Here is an 18,400-nt window from a genome sequence, read left to right as displayed (position 1 = left end):
AAAATTCTTAAAAAACGCTCCTGCTTTTTGCAGGGGCGTTTTTTGTTTTCAGACGGCCTGTCGCTGTGAAAATATCTTTAAATTGGTTTACAATAATGCCATTCTGAATCTAAACGAGAGAAAACAATGTTAGACATCCAATTGCTCCGCAGCAATACCGCCGCAGTTGCCGAACGTTTGGCCGCACGCGGTTATGAGTTTGATACCGCGCGTTTTAATGCTTTGGAAGAGCAACGCAAAGCTGTTCAAGTGAAAACAGAAGAGTTGCAGGCTTCGCGCAACAGTATTTCCAAACAAATCGGTGCGTTGAAAGGTCAAGGCAAACACGAAGAGGCTCAAGCTGCAATGGATCAGGTTGCCCAAATCAAGGCGGATTTGGAGCAGGCTGCCGCTGATTTGGATGCTGTTCAGAAAGAATTGGATGCTTGGTTGCTGAGCATTCCGAACCTGCCGCACGAAAGCGTTCCTGCCGGTAAAGATGAAACTGAAAACGTTGAAGTCCGCAAAGTCGGTACGCCGCGCGAATTTGACTTTGAAATCAAAGACCATGTTGATTTGGGCGAGCCTTTGGGCTTGGATTTTGAAGGCGGCGCGAAACTTTCCGGCGCACGCTTTACAGTCATGAAAGGCCAAATCGCCCGTCTGCACCGTGCGCTGGCGCAATTCATGCTGGACACGCACACGCTGCAACACGGCTATACCGAGCATTACACGCCTTATATCGTGGATGACACCACTTTGCAGGGCACAGGCCAACTGCCTAAATTTGCAGAAGATTTGTTCCACGTTACCCGCGGCGGCGACGAGAGCAAGAAAACGCAATATCTGATTCCGACCGCTGAAGTAACGCTGACCAATACCGTTGCCGACAGCATCGTGGCCGGCAGCGATTTGCCGTTGAAATTGACTGCGCATTCCCCATGTTTCCGTTCCGAAGCAGGCGCATACGGTAAAGACGTGCGCGGTTTGATTCGCCAACACCAATTCGACAAAGTGGAAATGGTGCAAATCGTTCATCCGGAAAAATCATACGAAGCGCTGGAAGAAATGGTCGGCCACGCTGAAAATATTTTGAAAGCGTTGGAACTGCCATACCGTGTGATCACTTTGTGCACCGGCGATATGGGCTTCGGCGCAACCAAAACCTACGACTTGGAAGTTTGGGTTCCTGCGCAAAATACTTATCGTGAGATTTCCAGCTGCTCCAACTGCGAAGATTTCCAAGCACGCCGTATGAAAGCGCGTTTCAAAGATGAAAACGGTAAAAACCGTTTGGTACATACTTTGAACGGCTCAGGCTTGGCAGTCGGCCGTACTTTGGTGGCAGTATTGGAAAACCATCAAAATGCCGACGGCAGCATTAATGTTCCTGCTGCGTTGCAACCGTATATGGGCGGCGTGACCAAATTGGAAGTAAAATAATCGCTGTTTAAATGAAAAGGCCGTCTGAAACTTGGGTTCAGACGGCCTTTTATATGATTGAGCAATTATTTGTTGTGTTGACGGAAATATTCCCATTCTTCAACGACTTTACCGTCAGGCAAGTGGCACACGCCGTATTCGTTGCCGTCTTTGTCTTTTTTGATTTCGGATTTACCGCCTTGTTTGACGCAGAACTCGGAAGCCGGATTGGCTACGTTGACGTTGGAGGGTTCTGGTTTTTCAGAAGCGGAGCAGGCGGCCAAAGCAGTTGCGGCAGCGAGGCTGAGGATAAGGGGTTTGATCATGGCGTGTCTTTCATTTGAAGGATAAAAACAAGCGGATTATAGGGGGCGCTTGCGTTTAATGGCGTTAACCAGATTAAAGGCCGTCTGAAAAGTTTTCAGACGGCCTTTAGTTTAGGAAGTCAAACCAGATTATTTGGCTGCTTCGGTTTTTTCTCCTTCTTTAGCAAAGTATTTGGCGTAAATTTTGTCGTATTCGCCACTTTCGCGTACTTTTTTCAGCGCATCGTTCAACATTTTGATGGTTGCTTCGTCGCCTTTGCGTGCAGCGATACCGTAGTTTTCGATGGTGAAGTCAGGCAGGGAGATGAAATCCAGGCCTTTGGTCGGGTTGTTTTTCACATAGTTGGCAATAACCGCGCTGTCGCTGACGACGGAGTCCAGACCGCCGTTTTCCAATTCTTTGATAATCAGAGGAACGCTTTCAAAGCGGGCGATTTTTGGATTGTCGTTGCCCAAGAGTTTGGAAACGGAGAAGTCGCCAGTGTAGCCGGTTACCACGCCGACTTTGGCCATGTTTTTCAGGTCTTCGGAAGAAGCTACTTTTTTGCCTTTTGGAACGAGGACAACTTGGGTGATTTCAAAGTATGGATCGCTGAAGAGCATGCTTTGTTTGCGGTCGTCAGTGATGGTTACGCCGGACATAACAATGTCCACGTCGCCGTTGTTCAGAGAAGGGAAGAGGCTTTCCCATGGCTGGTGTTTGAATTCGACTTTGAAGTTGCCGGCTTTGGCCATGGCATTCATCAAATCTACGTCAAAACCTTCTACTTTGCCGGCAGAATCCAAAGATTCAAATGGGGCAAACTCGGCGTTGGAGCCGACACGGTACACTTTATCGGCAGGAGCAGAGGCATTATTGCTTTGACCGCCGCAGGCAGTCAGGGCAAGGGCGGAACAAGCAAGGGCAGTGGCCAGCCATTTTTTTATGTTCATGATATGTGCTTTCTTAATAAAATGTTAACGGATAAAATCTTAGTTTAGCATAATTTTGCGAACATGCTAGCCGAAATCAGTGGTCTTTTTCTCGGAAAAATGCGTAGGTTACGTCATGGAAGAGGTCGGTGTGCGGGCTGTCTTCGTAGCTCAATTCCGCCAACGCGTCTTCAAAGGCAAGCTGGATGGATTCTACGGCATCGTTGGCCATGTCGGAGGGCAGGGAACGGATGAGGCCTTTGAGGGCGGTGGCGAGGACATGGTTTTGCATACGCAAAACGTCGTTGGCTTCTTCCAAGTATTCGAGGCGTTGTTCGATGCTGCTCATGATGTATCCTTGAGGGTGTATTAAATAAAATAGTGATTATATAGTGAATTAATATTAAAATGTGACGCTTGCGCCGGCTTGCCGGATATGTCCAACCATCGGCCGTATTTCAAGTGATTTTAGGTTTGAAATACGGTTCACAATAAAAATGAAAAAACGAGATTATTATGGAAAACAACCGTCTTGACCCCACAGCCCTCGAGGAAGAAGACCTGAATTGGGAAAAACGCTTGGAAAGATTGCGTCAGGCACGACAATTCAATACTGCGCCGACTCATGCGCCATTGGTCAAAAAATCGGACGACGCTGTCGATGTCGCGCCCAAAACCGCGCCTAAAAAAGAATATAAATTAGATGCGGACAATCGTGAAAAAGTATTGGAAGAATATTTGTACCGCTGGCAGTTGGAACACAATACTGCCCTTGCCGACGAGGGCGAGGCAGTGGAAACTGATGCGATGGTGGTTTTGCAGGACAACTGGTTAAGCGCGCAATCGGCGTTGCAGGCTGCGGCTTCAGACCGTCATATCGAATCGACGCGCACCGTCAGACTGAATCCGAAATCGGGTGCCGTAGATTTTGATGTGCCTGAAGTGGAAGAAACTGAAAAATCGGAAAATGATGATGCGCAAGCGGCTGAAGGGGCGGTTTCAGACGGCCTTGAACCTGAAAAAGAACCGGCCGTCAATGTCCATATTAATGTTTTGAACCCACAGGCGATTGGCCGTCGGGAAGTATTCTGCGTTTCTGAAAAAGATTTGACCGAGCGTCTGATTAAACGTTTACGCCCCCATGTGGCCGATGCGGTCAACGGCATGATTCGGATTGCCGTGCAAAAACAAATGGCCGTGTTCACTTACCAGTTGCAGCAAATGCTCAACGAGCAGGCGCCGGGTTTGGTGGAAGATGTATTGGAACACAATGTCAAACGTATTCTGGACGATATGAAGGTTGAAATGAAATACCGCCGCTGAGTATCCGGGCCGTCTGAAAAGTTTCAGACGGCCTTTGGCATAAATTTCCCTTAAAATTTTGCGAAGCGTGTATAATGGCGGCTCACGTTTTCGTGATAAATATCCTTTCTAAATAGTTGATATGCCCGATGCAGAATCGGGCATTTTTTTTGAGATTGTTATGAATAAAAACAAAATCATTGTATTGCTGATTGCTTTGGTTGCCGTATTTGCCTATCAAAAAATGCAAAACAAGCAGCCGCTACAATCGCAGCATCAGCAGAAAATAGAAGCCGTTCAAAAACAAAACAATGCGGGCGGAGAAAATGCCGATACGGCTCAACAGCAAACCGGTTCGGGCAAACAATCGGCAGAAGCGGTTTTGAAACAGGCGTTTGAAAACGAACAAAGCGATATTCAGGTTGAGGGCGAGGGCACGGTATGGAAAACCCTGCCGGATGACAACAAAGGCACGCGCCACCAACGCTTTATCTTGAAGCTCTCCAGCGGCCAGACGCTTTTGGTGGCCCACAATATCGACCTTGCCGATAAGATTAAGGGTTTGAAAAAAGGCGATAAAGTAGCGTTTTACGGAGAATACGAATGGTCGGAGCAGGGCGGCGTTATCCATTGGACGCACCATGACCCGTCAGGCCGGCATACTGACGGCTGGTTGAAACACGACGGCCGCCTTTATCAGTAAAAACGGTTTTCCTGTTTTTTCAGACGGCCTGAAACACGGCCTTCGGCTTGAAAGATGGTAGAAATCGGCGCAAAATGTTAACAAGTTAAACAGACGGAAAAATATTGTTCCGTCCATTGGAATACACAGTAGATTGGAGAATAAATGAACAAAAAACTTCATCCGCAAACGCTGGCCATCCGGGGCGGCAAAGAGCAGACCGAATATCGCGAACACAATCAGGCGCTGTTTTTGACCAGCAGCTTCATGTGGGAAAGCGCGCAACATGCGGCAGATTTGTTTTCCAAAAAAATTAAAGGCTTTACCTATACCCGTACAGCCAATCCGACTACTGCCGCTTTTGAAAAACGCATTGCCGCATTGGAAGGCGCGGAACGCGCGGTAGCCACTTCGACCGGTATGTCCGCAATTCAGGCGGCGTTTTTTACCTTCCTGCAAGCAGGCGACCACGTTGTTTCCAGCCGCAGCCTGTTCGGCACGACCGTCGGTTTCATCAACAACATTGTTACCAAGTTCGGCATCGAAGTCAGCCATGTATCGCCGGTTGATGTAGATGAATGGAAAGCGGCCATCAAGCCCAATACCAAACTGTTTTTCTTGGAAACTCCGTCCAACCCATTGGGCGAAGTTGCCGATTTGGAAGCGCTGGCTGAACTGGCGCACAGTATCGGCGCGCTTTTAGTGGTGGACAACAGCCTCTTGTCGCCCGTCGGCTCGCAGCCTTTGAAACACGGTGCGGATATTTCCGTTTCTTCCGCAACCAAAGCCATCGACGGCCACGGCCGCGTGATGGGTGGCGTATTGGCCGGTTCGGAAGAGCTGATGACGCAAGTTGCCATATATTGCAACTCTTGCGGTTTGGCAATGTCTCCGTTTAACGCATGGCAGTTGTTGAGCGGCGTGGAAACCCTGTCGCTGCGTATGGAAAAACAATTCGACAACGCCCTGAAAATCGCCCAATGGCTGCAACAACAGCCGCAAGTCCAAGCCGTGTACTACACCGGTTTGCCCGACCATCCGCAGGCAGAGCTTATCCGTAAACAGCAAAACGGCGGCGGCATCGTTATCGGCTTTGAAGTCGCCGACCAAGAAGCTGCATGGAAAGTCGTGGACGGTGTGGAGCTTTTCTCCCGTACTGCCAACCTCGGCGACGTGCGCTCGACCATCACCCATCCGTGGACAACCACGCACGGCCGGATGCAGCCTGAAGAAAAACTCGCCGCCAATATCCGCCCGGGCTTGATCCGCCTCTCTGTCGGTTTGGAACACATCGACGATTTGATTGATGATTTGCAACAAGCATTGAACAAATAATCTAAAAACAAATTTCAGACGGCCTTAAAATTTAATAGGCCGTCTGAAAGCAATCAAACACACATCTTAAGAATAAAAGGAAAAAATAATGTCTGAAGCAGAATTCGCCTCGTGGGCAATGAAGATCCTCCTCACCGGCCTGATTATCTTTTTGGGTTTTATCGTTTGGAACTTGGGTAAAGAATCCAAGGCCGGCAAATTCGGCATTGCCATGCTCTTCTTGGTTTTGGGCTTGGGCGTGTTTGGATTTGTATTCAAAGAATTGCTGATTAGCTTTTTGGTATTGCCGAAATAAGCAGGAAGTTTATAGATAGAACAAGGCCGTCTGAACATTTTCAGACGGCCTTTTGATTTGATAATTAAATTACGCCCAACTCTTGCAAGCCGCGCAATACACCATCTTCATCGACACTTGGGCAGACGAATTGTGCGGCGGCTTTGGCCGCTTCTTCGCCATTGCCCATGGCAACGCCAAAGCCGACGGTTGACAGCATTTCAAAGTCGTTGAAGCTGTCGCCGAACGCCATTACTTTGCTCATATCAATTCCCAGTTTTTCCACTGCGTGGGCGATGCCCCGTGCTTTTGAACCTTCTTTGCGCAGCAGGTCCACAGCATATTCATGCCAGCGGACGGATTTGAAGCCGTGTTGTTGAATCAGCGGTTGCAGGATTTTTTCTTCTTCCTCATCCACAAAGACCAACATTTGATAAACAGGCTGTTTGCGGAAATATTCTTTGTCAGTCAGGAAGTTGGGCAAGATATGTGATAAGCCTTCGACAACGCGCGGCGAATGGGAGGAAACGGCAATTTCTTGGTTGTTGACGAATGCGTAGTCTATTTTGTGTTGTTCAAGCAGGTTGATGGCGGTTTCGATGTCGGCAATATTCAACGGGTAACTTTGCAGGGGTTCGCCGCGAAAGGAAATATATTGGCCGTTGATGGTAACGAGCATGTCGATGCCGCATTCTTGAATCAAGGCTTTGACTTTGGTGGGAAAGGCGGCTTCCGGACGGCCGGTGGCAATGGCAGTCAAAATGCCTTTGGCTTTTAATGCGCGCATGGCTTGGGCAACCGAAGGGCGCAAGGTATCCGTGTATTTGCGGTAGAGGGTGTCGTCGATGTCAAAGAAGATGATTGCAGGGTTGTTCATGGTTTACTCGTTGGGCTGGGTATACACAGCTTTCATTGAAAATTGTGTGAACAGCTTGTGTATAAATTGGTTTAGTATTTGATTGCTATTATAAAAATAAGTTCTGATTAAAATTTAGGCAGTTTTTGTGTTGAGAATAAAGCGGAAAGTTATCCACATCAGGCCGTCTGAAAATTTGGTTTTCAGACGGCCTTGTTTTAAGCAATCAGACGGATATTTTCTTTGTCTTGCCTGAATTTGTTTTTAATCACGATAGGCAGGCTGCTGTCGAAATACCAGCTGCCGTCAGGCAAAGCCAACGCACCGCCGGCGCAGAGCAGGGTAATGCTGTTTCCGGTCAGGGGGTCGGTTTCGGTAATTTCAATTTCGTGCGCTTTGCCCCAATCGGTTACAGGGAGTAGGGCGGCAAGCTCGGTAATGCGTTGGTTTTGATGTTTGATACCGTTTGGCTGGCGGCAGTTGCCGTTGCATTTTCCGACAGCCTCGACAGGGCAGGGTTCGCCCTTTGCGTAGCTGGTCGGCAAAATATTGAGCGAATCCGGGCAGAGTCTGTGTTCTTGCGACCATTGCGCCAAAGCGCGTTTGGCTGCTTTTTTGTGGGCAAACAAACCGTATGGACGCCAGTTTCTGGTGCCGCTATTTAACAAGACAATGCGTGCTTGAAGGCTACCGTGTTCATCAGCGATAAAGCGGACGGTTGAAAACGATGTGGATTTTTCAGACGGCATCAGTTGGTATTCCTGCATGGTCTGGGCTTTGAGCCATAATGTATGGAGCTGACCGACTGCCGGAATAAAACGGATGGAGGCTGCGGCTTTGATGTGCGGCGGCAGTTTTTTGCTGTGCAGCAGGGTGGCGGTTTCACTGTATGCGCGTTCGTGTGCTTCAATGGCCTGAGCTTTGCCGAAATGGTCAAACCAAACCAATACGCCGTAACTGTCGGGCAGGGTATAGAGCTGTTGGGCGAGCGAATCAGGCAGCCAAGTGGGCAACATTTTCGGATTCATCAACACACGGACATGTTCATCCCATTGTTGGTGATTTTTTTCTGTCAAACTTAATTCGAGATAATCACACAATGCGACAACATCGGTCATGGCGCGGTGGCGGTTGGCCGTCTGAATGCCGGTGCGTTCGATAATGCTGTCGAGGCTGTGTTTGTAAAACTCAGGATACAGGCGGCGCGACAGTTGAACCGTACAGAGCGAGGGTGCGGCAAAGTCAGTATGGATACGGGCAAATTCGTGGCGCAGGAAGGTGTAGTCAAAGCGGCTGTTGTGGGCAACAACCACTGCACCTTGCAACAGTGGCAACAAATCGGCTGCAATATCGGCAAAGACAGGCGCGTTTTTCACCGTTTCATCATGAATTCCGGTCAGCCTGGCAACAAATTCGGGAATGCTGCGGCAAGGATTGACCAATTGCTCGTAATGTGTGGCGCGTCCTTGCTCAAAACGAACAAGGGCGACTTCCGTTATCCTGTCTTGATAGAAATTTCCACCGGTCGTCTCCAAATCCACCACGACCACAGGCCGTCCCAAACGGGAAAATGCTTCGGATAAGAGCGGCCAGCGTGCGAAATCTGACATTTTATTCTCTGTAAATTCAATAGCAAATGCGCATTTTACACGCTGTCTGCAAGTTTTCCAAATAAAACGCTTGACAGGAAACAGTCCACTCTCTATAATTCGAATCTTTCTTGATGCACCCGTAGCTCAGTTGGATAGAGTATCTGGCTACGAACCAGAGGGTCGGGCGTTCGAATCGCTCCGGGTGCGCCACAGAAAATCTCCGCGCCCATCGTCTAGCGGTTAGGACATCGCCCTTTCACGGCGGTAACCGGGGTTCGATTCCCCGTGGGCGTGCCAGTTTATAAAAAAGCGCAATCTGTTTCAGATTGCGCTTTTTTGCGTCTATCGGCTTTGAAATAATTTAAGCATATCTTTTATCTGATAACGGTTAATCGACATTTGTCATAATCTACTAAAAGCATTTATTATTACATATCTAATAATCATAATTTAAGGGAAACGTTCATGGCGTGGCGGTTTGTGTTGCCTGCTTGGGTGGTTGGGGTAGTGCTTTCGTTTGCGTTGCCGTTTGTGCCGCCATGGTGGGCTTGGTTGTCTGTAATGATGGGTGCGCTTGCGTTGTGTCGAAGATTTGCTGTGGCTTGGTTGGCGCTGGCCGTCTGCATGGGCATGGCGTTTGGTGTGTGGCGGACCGGGCTGGTTTTGGCCGATCAATGGCCTGTAGGGGAGGTGGCGGCTAAAGTTTTAACGGTTGAAGTGGCGGATATGCCGCGTGATGATGGTCGGCGCGTGCAGTTTGCGGCAAGGGCTTGGGATGAGCGTGGTCAGGCTTTTGATTTGATGTTGTCAGATTATCAGCGGCGCGATTGGACGGTGGGCAGTCGGTGGTCTGTGTCGGCGCGGGTAAGGCCGGTAATCGGTGAAGTGAATGTGCGCGGTTTGAACCGTGAAACATGGGCTTTGGCCAATGGTATCGACGGCATGGGTACTTTGGGGCGCGATAGGAAACTTGTGCGGCAAGGCGGTGCTTTCGGTTTGGCTAATATACGTGATGCGGTAAGCCGAAGTTGGCAGGGAACGGCGGACAAATATCCTGAGTTTTCAGACGGCATAGGGTTGATGCGTGCTTTGAGTATTGGTGAGCAATCGGCGTTACGGCCGCCTTTGTGGCAGGCATTCCGTCCTTTGGGGCTGACGCACTTGGTCAGTATTTCGGGCTTGCATGTAACGATGGTGGCGGTATTGTTTGCCTGGCTGATCAAGCGGGTTTTCCGTTACTTGCCGTGGATTCCGGCGAAACCGCGTGTGTGGATATTGGCCGGCGGTGTTGCCGGGGCTTTGTTTTATGCGCTTTTGGCCGGTTTTTCCGTACCGACGCAACGCAGTGTGTTGATGTTGGCTTCGTTTGCGTGGGCATGGTGGCGCGGCAGTAGCGGCTCGGGTTGGGCGGCATGGTGGCAGGTTTTGGCCGTTGTTTTGTTGTTGGACCCGTTGGCCGTATTGGGTGTGGGAACGTGGTTGTCTTTCGGCTTGGTTGCTGCTTTGATTTGGGTTTCATCAGGCCGTCTGAAAGAGTCGGGCTGGCGTTTGGCTGTACGGGGACAATGGGCGGCGACGGTATTGTCGGTGGTATTGCTGGGCTATTTGTTTGCTTCGTTACCTTTGCTCAGTCCCTTGGTTAATGCGCTGGCTATTCCTTGGTTTTCTTGGGTGTTGACGCCGTTGGCTTTGCTGGGTTCAGTTTTTCCGTTTGAACCTGTCCAGTTGGTAGCGGCATTTTTGGCGGAATATACTTTACGCGGTTTGGTATGGCTGGCTACGGTATCGCCTGAATTTGCCGTTGCAGCGACGCCCGTGCCTTTGCTGGTGTTGGCGATGATGGCGGCTTTGCTGTTATTGCTGCCTAAAGGAATGGGCTTGAAACCTTGGGCATGTTTGGTTTTATTGGGTTTTGTGTTTTACCATCCTGCCAAGTTGGAGGAGGGGGTGGCAAGAGTTACGGTGATGGATGCGGGGCAAGGTTTGTCGGTGTTGATACAAACGCGCAACCGCAATCTTTTGTTTGATACGGGAACGGAGCAAGTGGCGCAAACAGGTATTGTGCCGAGTTTGAACGCGATGGGTGTGCGCCGTTTGGACAGCTTGATTTTGTCGCACCATGATATTGACCATGACGGCGGTTTTCAAAGTGTAGCGGCTGTTGGTACCGATAAATTGCTTGCCGGACAACCTGAGTTTTATCCGAATGCAGAGTTTTGCCAAGAAGACAAATGGCAATGGGACGGCGTAGATTTCGAGTTGCTCAGGCCGTCTGAAAATACGGGTAAGGAAGATAACGATCAAAGCTGCGTATTGCGTGTCGTGGCAAACGGCCAAGCCTTGTTGATAACCGGCGATTTGGGCGTGAAGGGCGAGGCCGGTTTGATTGAGAAATACGGCAATGCGTTGTATAGCCAAGTGTTGGTATTGGGACATCACGGCAGCAGCACGGCTTCGTCAGGCAGCTTTCTGCATACGGTTTCGCCGCAATATGCCGTGGCATCCAGCGGCTATGCCAATGCCTACAAACATCCGACCATTGCCGTACAAAATCGTGTCCGTGCGCACGGCATTACTTTGTTGAGAACAGATTTGTCAGGCGCATTGGTGTTTGTTTTGGGGCAAGATGATGTGTTCCGAGGCCGCCTAAAAAAGGATAAGTTTTATTGGCAGAAGAAACCGTTTGAGTAAAAAGGATAACAGGCCGTCTGAAAGACTTTTTCAGACGGCCTTGATATTTTTTTATTATTGACGGGCATTATCCAAATTTTGTGTGAATCCAATTGTGGATAGTTTGGTTTAATTATTGATAATAAAGAATAAACTAAATTTGATTAAATAATAGGCAAATAGAAAAGAGAAAAATAATTACAAAGTTATTAGTAATTATCGGTATGATATTCTGTATATCAAGCAGAGCCTAAGGCAGCACAGAGTTCTTGCGCTTCTACAACGAAGACGCTGCGCAGCTGACGGCCGCCAATATTATCGGCTGATGGTTGTTTTGAAGTTTAAGGCCGTCTGAACTTGATATTTCATGTTCAGACGGCCTTAAACTTTGTGTTTGTTAACTATATAATATCCGCCCCATCTGTTTAAAAAGGCCATCGCCATGAACACCATACGCACCAAAATTTGCGGTATTACCCGACCTGAAGACGCGCTGGCTGCGGCCGAATTGGGTGCGGATGCCATCGGGCTGGTGTTTTACGCCAAGAGTAAACGGGCTGTGAGTATTGAGCAGGCACAGGCGGTTGTGAAAAACCTGCCGCCGTTTGTATCGGTAGTGGCCTTGTTTGTGAATGAAAACGAGCAAGCCATCCGTGAGATTTTGCGTCAGGTGCCGATAGATGTGATTCAGTTTCACGGCGATGAAGACGATGATTTTTGCCGTCGGTTTGACCGCCCGTATTTGAAGGCCGTGCGTGTACAGTCCGCTGCCGATATTCAGACGGCCTGTGCCAAATTTCCGAATGCCCGCGCCTTGTTGTTTGATGCCTATCATCCGACCGAATACGGCGGTACGGGACAAAGTTTCGACTGGACCATGTTGCACGGCAATATCGGCAAACCGTGGATACTTGCCGGCGGATTGACTGCGGAAAACGTTGCCGAAGCGGTGAAAATCAGTGGCGCGGCGGCGGTGGATGTGTCCGGCGGCGTGGAAATCTCCGGCGGGGTTAAGAGCAGAGAGAAAATGGCGGCGTTTATTCAGGCAGTAAAGGCCGTCTGAAATTTTGTTTGAATTCAAAGCAACCGGAATACAGATATGCAAGAGCCAATCGTTGAGTCCCACCCCTTCGCAGCCTTGTTGCCGCCGCAGGCAACGGTCATGATGATGGGGACGTTTCCGCCTAAAGAAGAAAAACACGCGATGCAGTTTCATTATCCGAATTTTCAAAACGATATGTGGCGCGTGTACGGGCTGGTGTTTTTCGGCGATGCGGCGCATTTTCAAAAGCAGGGCGAAAAGGCGTTTGATGCCGATAAAATCAAAGCGTTTTTAAGTGAGAAGGGCATTGCATCCTGTCCGACCGTATTGAAGGCAATACGCGAACATGGCAATGCTTCGGATAAGTTTTTAAAAGTGATAGAAACCGTCGATTTGGCGGCAGTATTGGCGCAAATGCCCGAGTGCTGCCATCTTTGCACCACCGGCGGTAAGGCAACCGAAATTTTGTTGGAGATTCAAGGCAGCGGCATGAAAATGCCGAAGACAGGCGAAACAGTACCGTTTCCCTATGCGGGGCGTGAGTTGACCTTGACGCGCCTGCCTTCGACTTCGCGTGCCTATCCTTTGAGTTTGGCGAAAAAAGTGGCGGCGTATCGGGCTTTTTTTGAAACGGCTGGATTGACTGTTTTTCAGGAGTAGGACGATGGACCGTTATGAAATCTCTTTAATGACGTTTATGGCTTTGTGGTGGCTTTTTAATGTCGTCTCAGTGTGGCTGAAGGCCAAACAATGGCATATCAAGATATTATTGGGCGGAACGCTTTTGTATGTGATACAAATATCTGCAGTCATTATGTCTGTTAACGGCCTTAATTGGATATTTTTGAACACAAGTACCATAAATACCAATGAGTTGATTATTGCTTTGCTTGTGCTTAACTTTCTGGGTTGTTGGTTGCTGGCATTGTGGCTGGGAATGTTGGCACTAAAAATATGCCTGAGAAACAAAAACGAAGAAAAATATATTGCGCCGCCGTTGGGTGCGGCATTGCTTGCAACATCGAGCAGTACGCTGTTGTTCCTATTTTGTCTGCTGATATTATTATTCAATTAGTTGCCGACAAGATGAATGGAAAACGGCTATAATTGCTGACAATTTTTACTTTCAGACGGCCTTTTACTGAATCAGGCCGTCTGAAACCATAAAACGAACAAGGAAAAATCCCATGAAAAATTATCACGCTCCCGACGAGAACGGCTTTTTCGGCGAACACGGCGGTCTGTATGTTTCCGAAACCCTGATTCCTGCTTTGCAAGAATTGGCAGAAGCCTATAAAGCGGCGAAAGAAGATCCTTCATTTTGGGAAGAGTTCCGCCATGATTTGAAACACTATGTCGGCCGTCCCAGCCCTGTTTACCATGCCGCGCGATTGTCCGAGCATTTGAGCGGCGCACAAATTTGGCTGAAGCGTGAAGATTTGAACCACACCGGCGCACACAAAGTCAACAACACCATCGGTCAGGCATTGCTCGCTCGCCGCATGGGCAAAAAACGCGTGATTGCCGAGACAGGCGCGGGTCAGCACGGCGTGGCTTCCGCCACCGTTGCCGCACGCTTCGGCATGACTTGCGACGTGTACATGGGTGCGGACGACATCCAACGTCAAATGCCCAACGTGTTCCGCATGAAATTATTGGGTGCGAACGTGGTCAGCGTCGACAGCGGCAGCCGTACATTGAAAGACGCGATGAACGAAGCCATGCGCGAATGGGTGGCCCGCGTGGACGACACGTTCTACATCATCGGCACTGCCGCAGGCCCGGCGCCGTATCCCGAAATGGTACGCGATTTCCAATGCGTGATCGGCAATGAAGCCAAAGAACAAATGTTGGAAGCCATCGGCCGCCAACCTGATGTTGCCGTTGCCTGCGTGGGCGGAGGCTCGAATGCCATCGGTTTGTTCCATCCCTATATCGAAGAAGAAAACGTGCGTTTGGTCGGCGTAGAAGCCGGCGGTTTGGGCGTGGATACGCCAGACCACGCCGCACCGATTACCAGCAAAGCCCCTATCGGCGTATTGCACGGTTTCCGCAGCTATTTGATGCAGGACGAAAACGGCCAAGTCTTGGGTACGCACTCCGTTTCCGCAGGCTTAGACTACCCAGGCATCGGCCCGGAACACAGCCATTTGAACGACATCAACCGCGTGGAATACACCGTTGCCAAAGACGACGAAGCACTCGAAGCCTTTGACTTGCTCTGCCGTTTCGAGGGCATTATTCCTGCGCTGGAATCCAGCCACGCCGTTGCTTGGGCGGTAAAAAATGCGCCGAAAATGAGCAAAGACCAAGTGATTTTGGTCAACCTCTCCGGTCGCGGCGATAAAGACATTAATACCGTGGCAAAACTCAAAGGCATTGAGTTGTAAGCCTTATTGATTGAGCAGTAAAGGCCGTCTGAAAAAGCTGGGTTTCAGTCTTTCAGACGGCCTTTGTTTCCGTAATGATTCAGCGTAGTATTTTATCCGCGCAAACTCTATCAAGTATCGGCGGCTAAGGAAATTTATCCTTCCAAACTGCGCTTGTACGTTTTCTAAACCGATTATCCAAGTTATCCATTTATTGTGATTATGAAACATTTGGCAATCCATCTAAAACTATTGGGCATGGCGGCGTTTTGGGGCGCATCTTGGCCGATGGGGCGGATGTTGGGACAGGCGCTGCCGCCTTTAACGGGCGGTATGCTGCGCTTTTTGACGGCGGCGATCTTGCTTTTGGGTTGGCTGTTTGCACGGTATCGGTTGCGTACTTTGGCGGTTTTGTCGCGTAAACAATGGCTTGGTTTGGCATTGGCGGCAGCATTCGGCGTATTTGGTTTTACTGTGTTGTCTATGCTGGGTTTGCAGCGGATTCCTGCTTCAAGGGCGACGGTGTTGGTCACGTTCAATCCTGTGTTGACGATGTTTTTTGCGGCTTTGCTGTTTGGCGAAAAACTCAACGGCAAGATTGTGTCGGGCATGTTGTTGGCAGTGGCAGGCTCGATATGGGCGGTCACGCATGGCGAGATTGCGGCATTTTTGTCGGGCGGCGGCATAGGGTGGGGCGAAGTGCTGGTGTTTTGCAGCCTTTGCTGCTTGGTTACTTATACGATGATAGGCCGGGCGGTGTTGCAGGGGATTGACGCGCTGACGGTTACCGTGGCCACCGCTTGGTTGGGTGCAATGATGTTGCTGCCGCCTGCGCTGATTTCAGACGGCCTGCCGTTTGGTATGCTTGCCGAAATGGACGGCAGGGGCTGGTTTGCTTTGATTGGCTTGTCTGTCGGTGCAACGGTCTTGAGCTATGCGTGGTACTTCGAGGGCGTGAAGACTTTGGGCGCAGGCAGCGCGGCGGCGTACATCACTTTGGTGCCGGTATTCGGCATTTTGTGTTCCGCTTGGTTTTTGGGCGAGGCATTGCATGTTTCCTTGGTTGCCGGCTGTTTGGCGGCCGTAATCGGATTGGCGCTGATGCAATATGGAAGACGTGCCGTCTGAAAAGGTAAAGATGTTATATAATAACGAAAATTGTCAATCTGTCTTTAAAAAGAATATGTCCGAACCGTCCTCCCTGCTCGATTTCGACCGCACCCATCTGCTCCATCCCTATACGTCCATGACCGACCCGTTGCCTGTTTATCCGGTGCGCCGTGCGGAGGGCGTGCATATCGAATTGGCGGACGGTACGCGGCTGATTGACGGGATGTCGTCTTGGTGGTGTGCGATACACGGCTATAATCATCCCGTTTTGAATCAGGCGGTTGAGGCGCAGATTAAACAGATGTCGCATGTGATGTTCGGCGGTTTGACGCACGAGCCTGCGGTGGAACTGGGCAAATTATTGGTTGGGATTTTGCCGCAGGGGCTGGACCGTATTTTTTATGCGGATTCGGGTTCGGTTTCGGTAGAAGTTGCGCTGAAGATGGCAGTGCAATACCAGCAGGCGCGGGGTTTGACCGCGAAGCAGAATATTGCGACGGTGCGGCGCGGGTATCACGGCGATACTTGGAACGCGATGTCCGTCTGCGATCCGGAAACGGGGATGCACCATATTTTCGGCAGCGCTCTGCCACAGCGTTATTTTGTCAATAATCCGAAAAGCCGTTTCGACGATGAGTGGGACGAGGCGGATTTGCAGCCTGTCCGCGCCTTGTTTGAAGCGCATCATGCGGATATCGCCGCCTTTATTTTGGAACCGGTCGTGCAGGGCGCGGGCGGTATGTATTTTTATCATCCGCAGTATCTTCGCGGTTTGCGCGATTTGTGCGACGAATTTGATATCGTGTTGATTTTTGATGAAATTGCCACCGGATTCGGGCGCACGGGCAAGATGTTTGCCTGCGAACACGCGGAGGTCGTACCGGATATTATGTGTATCGGCAAGGGCTTGAGCGGCGGCTATATGACGCTGGCGGCGGCAATCACTTCGCAAAAAGTCACCGAAACGATTTCGCGCGGCGAAGCGGGCGTGTTTATGCACGGCCCGACATTTATGGCAAACCCGCTGGCGTGTGCCGTTGCCTGTGCTTCGGTCAAACTGCTTTTGTCCCAAGATTGGCAGGCAAATATCTGCCGCATTGAAAACATCTTAAAAGGCCGTCTGAAAACCGCATGGGACATTCGCGGCGTGAAAGACGTGCGCGTTTTGGGTGCCATCGGCGTGATCGAGCTGGAAAAAGGCGTGGATATGGCGCGTTTTCAAGCGGACTGCGTGGCGCAGGGCATTTGGGTGCGCCCGTTCGGCAGGCTGGTGTACCTCATGCCGCCTTACATCATTTCAGACGGCCTCTTGACCGAACTTGCCGACAAAACCGTACAAATTTTGAAGGAACACAGCAAATGAAAGGCGTTTACTTCGTCAGCGGCATAGACACGGACATCGGCAAAACCATCGCCAGTGGCATGTTGGCAAAACAATTGTTGCAGCAGGGCAAAAACGTGATCACGCAAAAGCCCGTGCAAACCGGTTGCCAAAACATCGCCGACGACATCGCCGTCCACCGCAACATCATGGGCATACCCATGCAGGAAGCCGACAAACAGCGGCTGACCATGCCCGAAATCTTCAGCTATCCCGCCTCGCCCCATCTCGCCGCCCGTCTGGACGGCAGGGCTTTGGACTTGAACAAAATCCGCACCGCCACGCAGCAATTGGCGGCACAATACGAAATCGTATTGATCGAAGGCGCGGGCGGATTGATGGTTCCTCTGACGGAAAACCTGTTAACCATTGATTATATTCAGCAACAGGCTTATCCCGTCATTCTCGTTACCAGCGGACGGCTCGGCAGCATCAACCATACCCTGCTCAGCTTCGCCGCGCTCAAACAATACGGTATCAGCTTGCACAGCCTGATTTTCAACCATATTCACGACAGCAAAGATGAAACCGTTGCCGGCGATACCTTGGAATATCTTAAAGGCCGTCTGAAAGATGAGTTTCCCGAAGCCAAATGGCAGGAGTTGGCCAAAACAGAGGTGGTAAATGGCGTTTGATATACCGCGTGGCACACTTTGTTCATATGCCGAAGCTTCAAGTCTTCTGCCGTCTAAGGCCGAACATTTGCTGACCGTTTCTTCGCTAACCGCTGCGTTGCGCGCTTCAGGTAAGGATTTTTCAGTCGAGCCGGTGTATTTGGGTTTGACGAAGGGAGCAGAAAACGGAGACGAAATCTTTGTGCGCGATGTTTTGCTCAAACTGGACGGCGAAACAGTGATACAAGCCAGAAGCGCGTGCCGGCCGGATAGCCGTCTATGGACTGAATTATTGGATTGCGGAACGCAGCCTTTGGGAGAGCGTCTGTTTGACGGTACATTGCCATTGAAACGTTCGGATTTTGAGTTTCTTCGTTTTAAAGATGCCGATCATCCGTCTTTCAGACGGCCTGTTACTGCGCGCCGTTCGTATTTCGATTGGAACGGCGAAATATTGGAATTAACAGAATATTTCTTATTGAAATTAATGGATTTATACTGATAAGGCCGTCTGAAAAGAAAACCGATTGCCGA

Annotated in this window: 19 protein-coding genes and 2 tRNA genes; 16 read left to right on the top strand and 5 right to left on the bottom strand. The window is 50.0% G+C overall.

Translation table 11 applies throughout. The features are described 5' to 3' along the window. The first annotated feature begins 126 nt into the window (after positions 1 to 126). A complete protein-coding gene (serS, locus tag HMPREF2711_RS02660; protein WP_070615397.1) occupies positions 127 to 1,422 on the top strand; it encodes a serine--tRNA ligase in 1,296 nt (431 codons plus the stop codon). Between the two features lie 65 nt (positions 1,423 to 1,487). On the opposite strand, the gene HMPREF2711_RS02655 is transcribed toward serS, so the two are convergent. The 3 genes from HMPREF2711_RS02655 to HMPREF2711_RS02645 form a co-directional block, all read right to left on the bottom strand. Then, positions 1,488 to 1,727, bottom strand: coding sequence for a putative hemolysin (locus HMPREF2711_RS02655; RefSeq protein WP_070615394.1), 240 nt, complete (start codon positions 1,725 to 1,727; stop codon positions 1,488 to 1,490). A 129-nt stretch (positions 1,728 to 1,856) separates the two neighbouring features. Further along, the gene (locus HMPREF2711_RS02650; protein ID WP_070615391.1) at positions 1,857 to 2,660 is read right to left on the bottom strand and encodes a basic amino acid ABC transporter substrate-binding protein; all 804 of its coding nucleotides are present in this window, start codon (positions 2,658 to 2,660) and stop codon (positions 1,857 to 1,859) included. Between the two features lie 76 nt (positions 2,661 to 2,736). Continuing rightward, positions 2,737 to 2,988: an NGO1151 family protein gene (locus HMPREF2711_RS02645; RefSeq protein ID WP_070588139.1), complete on the bottom strand. Its 252-nt coding sequence runs from the start codon at positions 2,986 to 2,988 to the stop codon at positions 2,737 to 2,739. Positions 2,989 to 3,155: 167 nt separating this feature from the next. On the opposite strand from HMPREF2711_RS02645, the gene HMPREF2711_RS02640 reads away from it, so the two are divergent. From HMPREF2711_RS02640 to HMPREF2711_RS02625, 4 genes are all read left to right on the top strand, one after another. Beyond that, positions 3,156 to 3,962 carry a hypothetical protein gene (locus tag HMPREF2711_RS02640; protein WP_070615389.1) on the top strand — a complete coding sequence of 269 codons (807 nt, stop codon included), beginning with the start codon at positions 3,156 to 3,158 and terminating at the stop codon, positions 3,960 to 3,962. A gap of 121 nt (positions 3,963 to 4,083) precedes the next feature. After that, positions 4,084 to 4,644: a DUF3465 domain-containing protein gene (locus tag HMPREF2711_RS02635; protein WP_003747405.1), complete on the top strand. Its 561-nt coding sequence runs from the start codon at positions 4,084 to 4,086 to the stop codon at positions 4,642 to 4,644. Positions 4,645 to 4,788: 144 nt separating this feature from the next. Beyond that, complete coding sequence (gene metZ, locus HMPREF2711_RS02630; RefSeq protein WP_070615385.1) at positions 4,789 to 5,958, top strand: O-succinylhomoserine sulfhydrylase; 1,170 nt, start codon at positions 4,789 to 4,791, stop codon at positions 5,956 to 5,958. An 88-nt stretch (positions 5,959 to 6,046) separates the two neighbouring features. Continuing rightward, a complete protein-coding gene (locus HMPREF2711_RS02625) occupies positions 6,047 to 6,253 on the top strand; it encodes a DUF2788 domain-containing protein (protein ID WP_003747401.1) in 207 nt (68 codons plus the stop codon). A gap of 64 nt (positions 6,254 to 6,317) precedes the next feature. On the opposite strand, the gene HMPREF2711_RS02620 is transcribed toward HMPREF2711_RS02625, so the two are convergent. Both HMPREF2711_RS02620 and HMPREF2711_RS02615 read right to left on the bottom strand, forming a co-directional pair. Continuing rightward, positions 6,318 to 7,109, bottom strand: a complete 792-nt coding sequence (locus tag HMPREF2711_RS02620) for a Cof-type HAD-IIB family hydrolase (RefSeq protein ID WP_003747399.1) — start codon at positions 7,107 to 7,109, stop codon at positions 6,318 to 6,320. Between the two features lie 197 nt (positions 7,110 to 7,306). Beyond that, a complete protein-coding gene (locus tag HMPREF2711_RS02615; RefSeq protein WP_003747397.1) occupies positions 7,307 to 8,698 on the bottom strand; it encodes a 3'-5' exonuclease family protein in 1,392 nt (463 codons plus the stop codon). 115 nt (positions 8,699 to 8,813) lie between these two features. Between HMPREF2711_RS02615 and HMPREF2711_RS02610 the strand changes: the two genes are divergently transcribed. From HMPREF2711_RS02610 to HMPREF2711_RS02560, 11 genes are all read left to right on the top strand, one after another. Continuing rightward, positions 8,814 to 8,890: transfer RNA gene (locus HMPREF2711_RS02610), tRNA-Arg, on the top strand. 12 nt (positions 8,891 to 8,902) lie between these two features. Beyond that, positions 8,903 to 8,977, top strand: a tRNA-Glu gene (locus HMPREF2711_RS02605). 168 nt (positions 8,978 to 9,145) lie between these two features. Next, positions 9,146 to 11,371 carry a DNA internalization-related competence protein ComEC/Rec2 gene (locus HMPREF2711_RS02600; RefSeq protein WP_003747394.1) on the top strand — a complete coding sequence of 742 codons (2,226 nt, stop codon included), beginning with the start codon at positions 9,146 to 9,148 and terminating at the stop codon, positions 11,369 to 11,371. A gap of 421 nt (positions 11,372 to 11,792) precedes the next feature. After that, positions 11,793 to 12,413 carry a phosphoribosylanthranilate isomerase gene (locus HMPREF2711_RS02595; protein WP_003747392.1) on the top strand — a complete coding sequence of 207 codons (621 nt, stop codon included), beginning with the start codon at positions 11,793 to 11,795 and terminating at the stop codon, positions 12,411 to 12,413. Between the two features lie 36 nt (positions 12,414 to 12,449). Further along, positions 12,450 to 13,052, top strand: a complete 603-nt coding sequence (locus HMPREF2711_RS02590) for a hypothetical protein (protein WP_003747391.1) — start codon at positions 12,450 to 12,452, stop codon at positions 13,050 to 13,052. A 4-nt stretch (positions 13,053 to 13,056) separates the two neighbouring features. After that, positions 13,057 to 13,467 carry a hypothetical protein gene (locus tag HMPREF2711_RS02585; RefSeq protein ID WP_003747389.1) on the top strand — a complete coding sequence of 137 codons (411 nt, stop codon included), beginning with the start codon at positions 13,057 to 13,059 and terminating at the stop codon, positions 13,465 to 13,467. A 112-nt stretch (positions 13,468 to 13,579) separates the two neighbouring features. Continuing rightward, entirely contained in the window at positions 13,580 to 14,782 is a 1,203-nt protein-coding gene (gene trpB / locus HMPREF2711_RS02580) for a tryptophan synthase subunit beta (RefSeq protein ID WP_003747387.1), read from the top strand. A gap of 201 nt (positions 14,783 to 14,983) precedes the next feature. Continuing rightward, on the top strand, positions 14,984 to 15,889 hold the full coding sequence (locus HMPREF2711_RS02575; RefSeq protein WP_003747385.1) for a DMT family transporter: 906 nt from the start codon (positions 14,984 to 14,986) through the stop codon (positions 15,887 to 15,889). A 55-nt stretch (positions 15,890 to 15,944) separates the two neighbouring features. Then, on the top strand, positions 15,945 to 17,234 hold the full coding sequence (bioA, locus tag HMPREF2711_RS02570) for an adenosylmethionine--8-amino-7-oxononanoate transaminase (RefSeq protein WP_070615381.1): 1,290 nt from the start codon (positions 15,945 to 15,947) through the stop codon (positions 17,232 to 17,234). Continuing rightward, complete coding sequence (gene bioD / locus HMPREF2711_RS02565; RefSeq protein WP_003747381.1) at positions 17,231 to 17,887, top strand: dethiobiotin synthase; 657 nt, start codon at positions 17,231 to 17,233, stop codon at positions 17,885 to 17,887. The genes bioA and bioD overlap by 4 nt, the downstream gene beginning before the upstream one ends. Continuing rightward, positions 17,877 to 18,368 (top strand): chorismate--pyruvate lyase family protein, encoded by a 492-nt coding sequence (locus HMPREF2711_RS02560; RefSeq protein WP_003747379.1) that lies wholly within the window; start codon positions 17,877 to 17,879, stop codon positions 18,366 to 18,368. Before bioD ends, HMPREF2711_RS02560 begins: the two co-directional genes overlap by 11 nt. Positions 18,369 to 18,400: the final 32 nt, after the last annotated feature.

It is taken from the genome of Neisseria sp. HMSC070A01 (genome assembly GCF_001810165.1).
In the GTDB taxonomy this organism is placed as follows: Bacteria; Pseudomonadota; Gammaproteobacteria; order Burkholderiales; family Neisseriaceae; genus Neisseria.
Note: the sequence above shows the minus strand (reverse complement) of the source record. Positions and strands in the feature narration are given on the sequence as shown.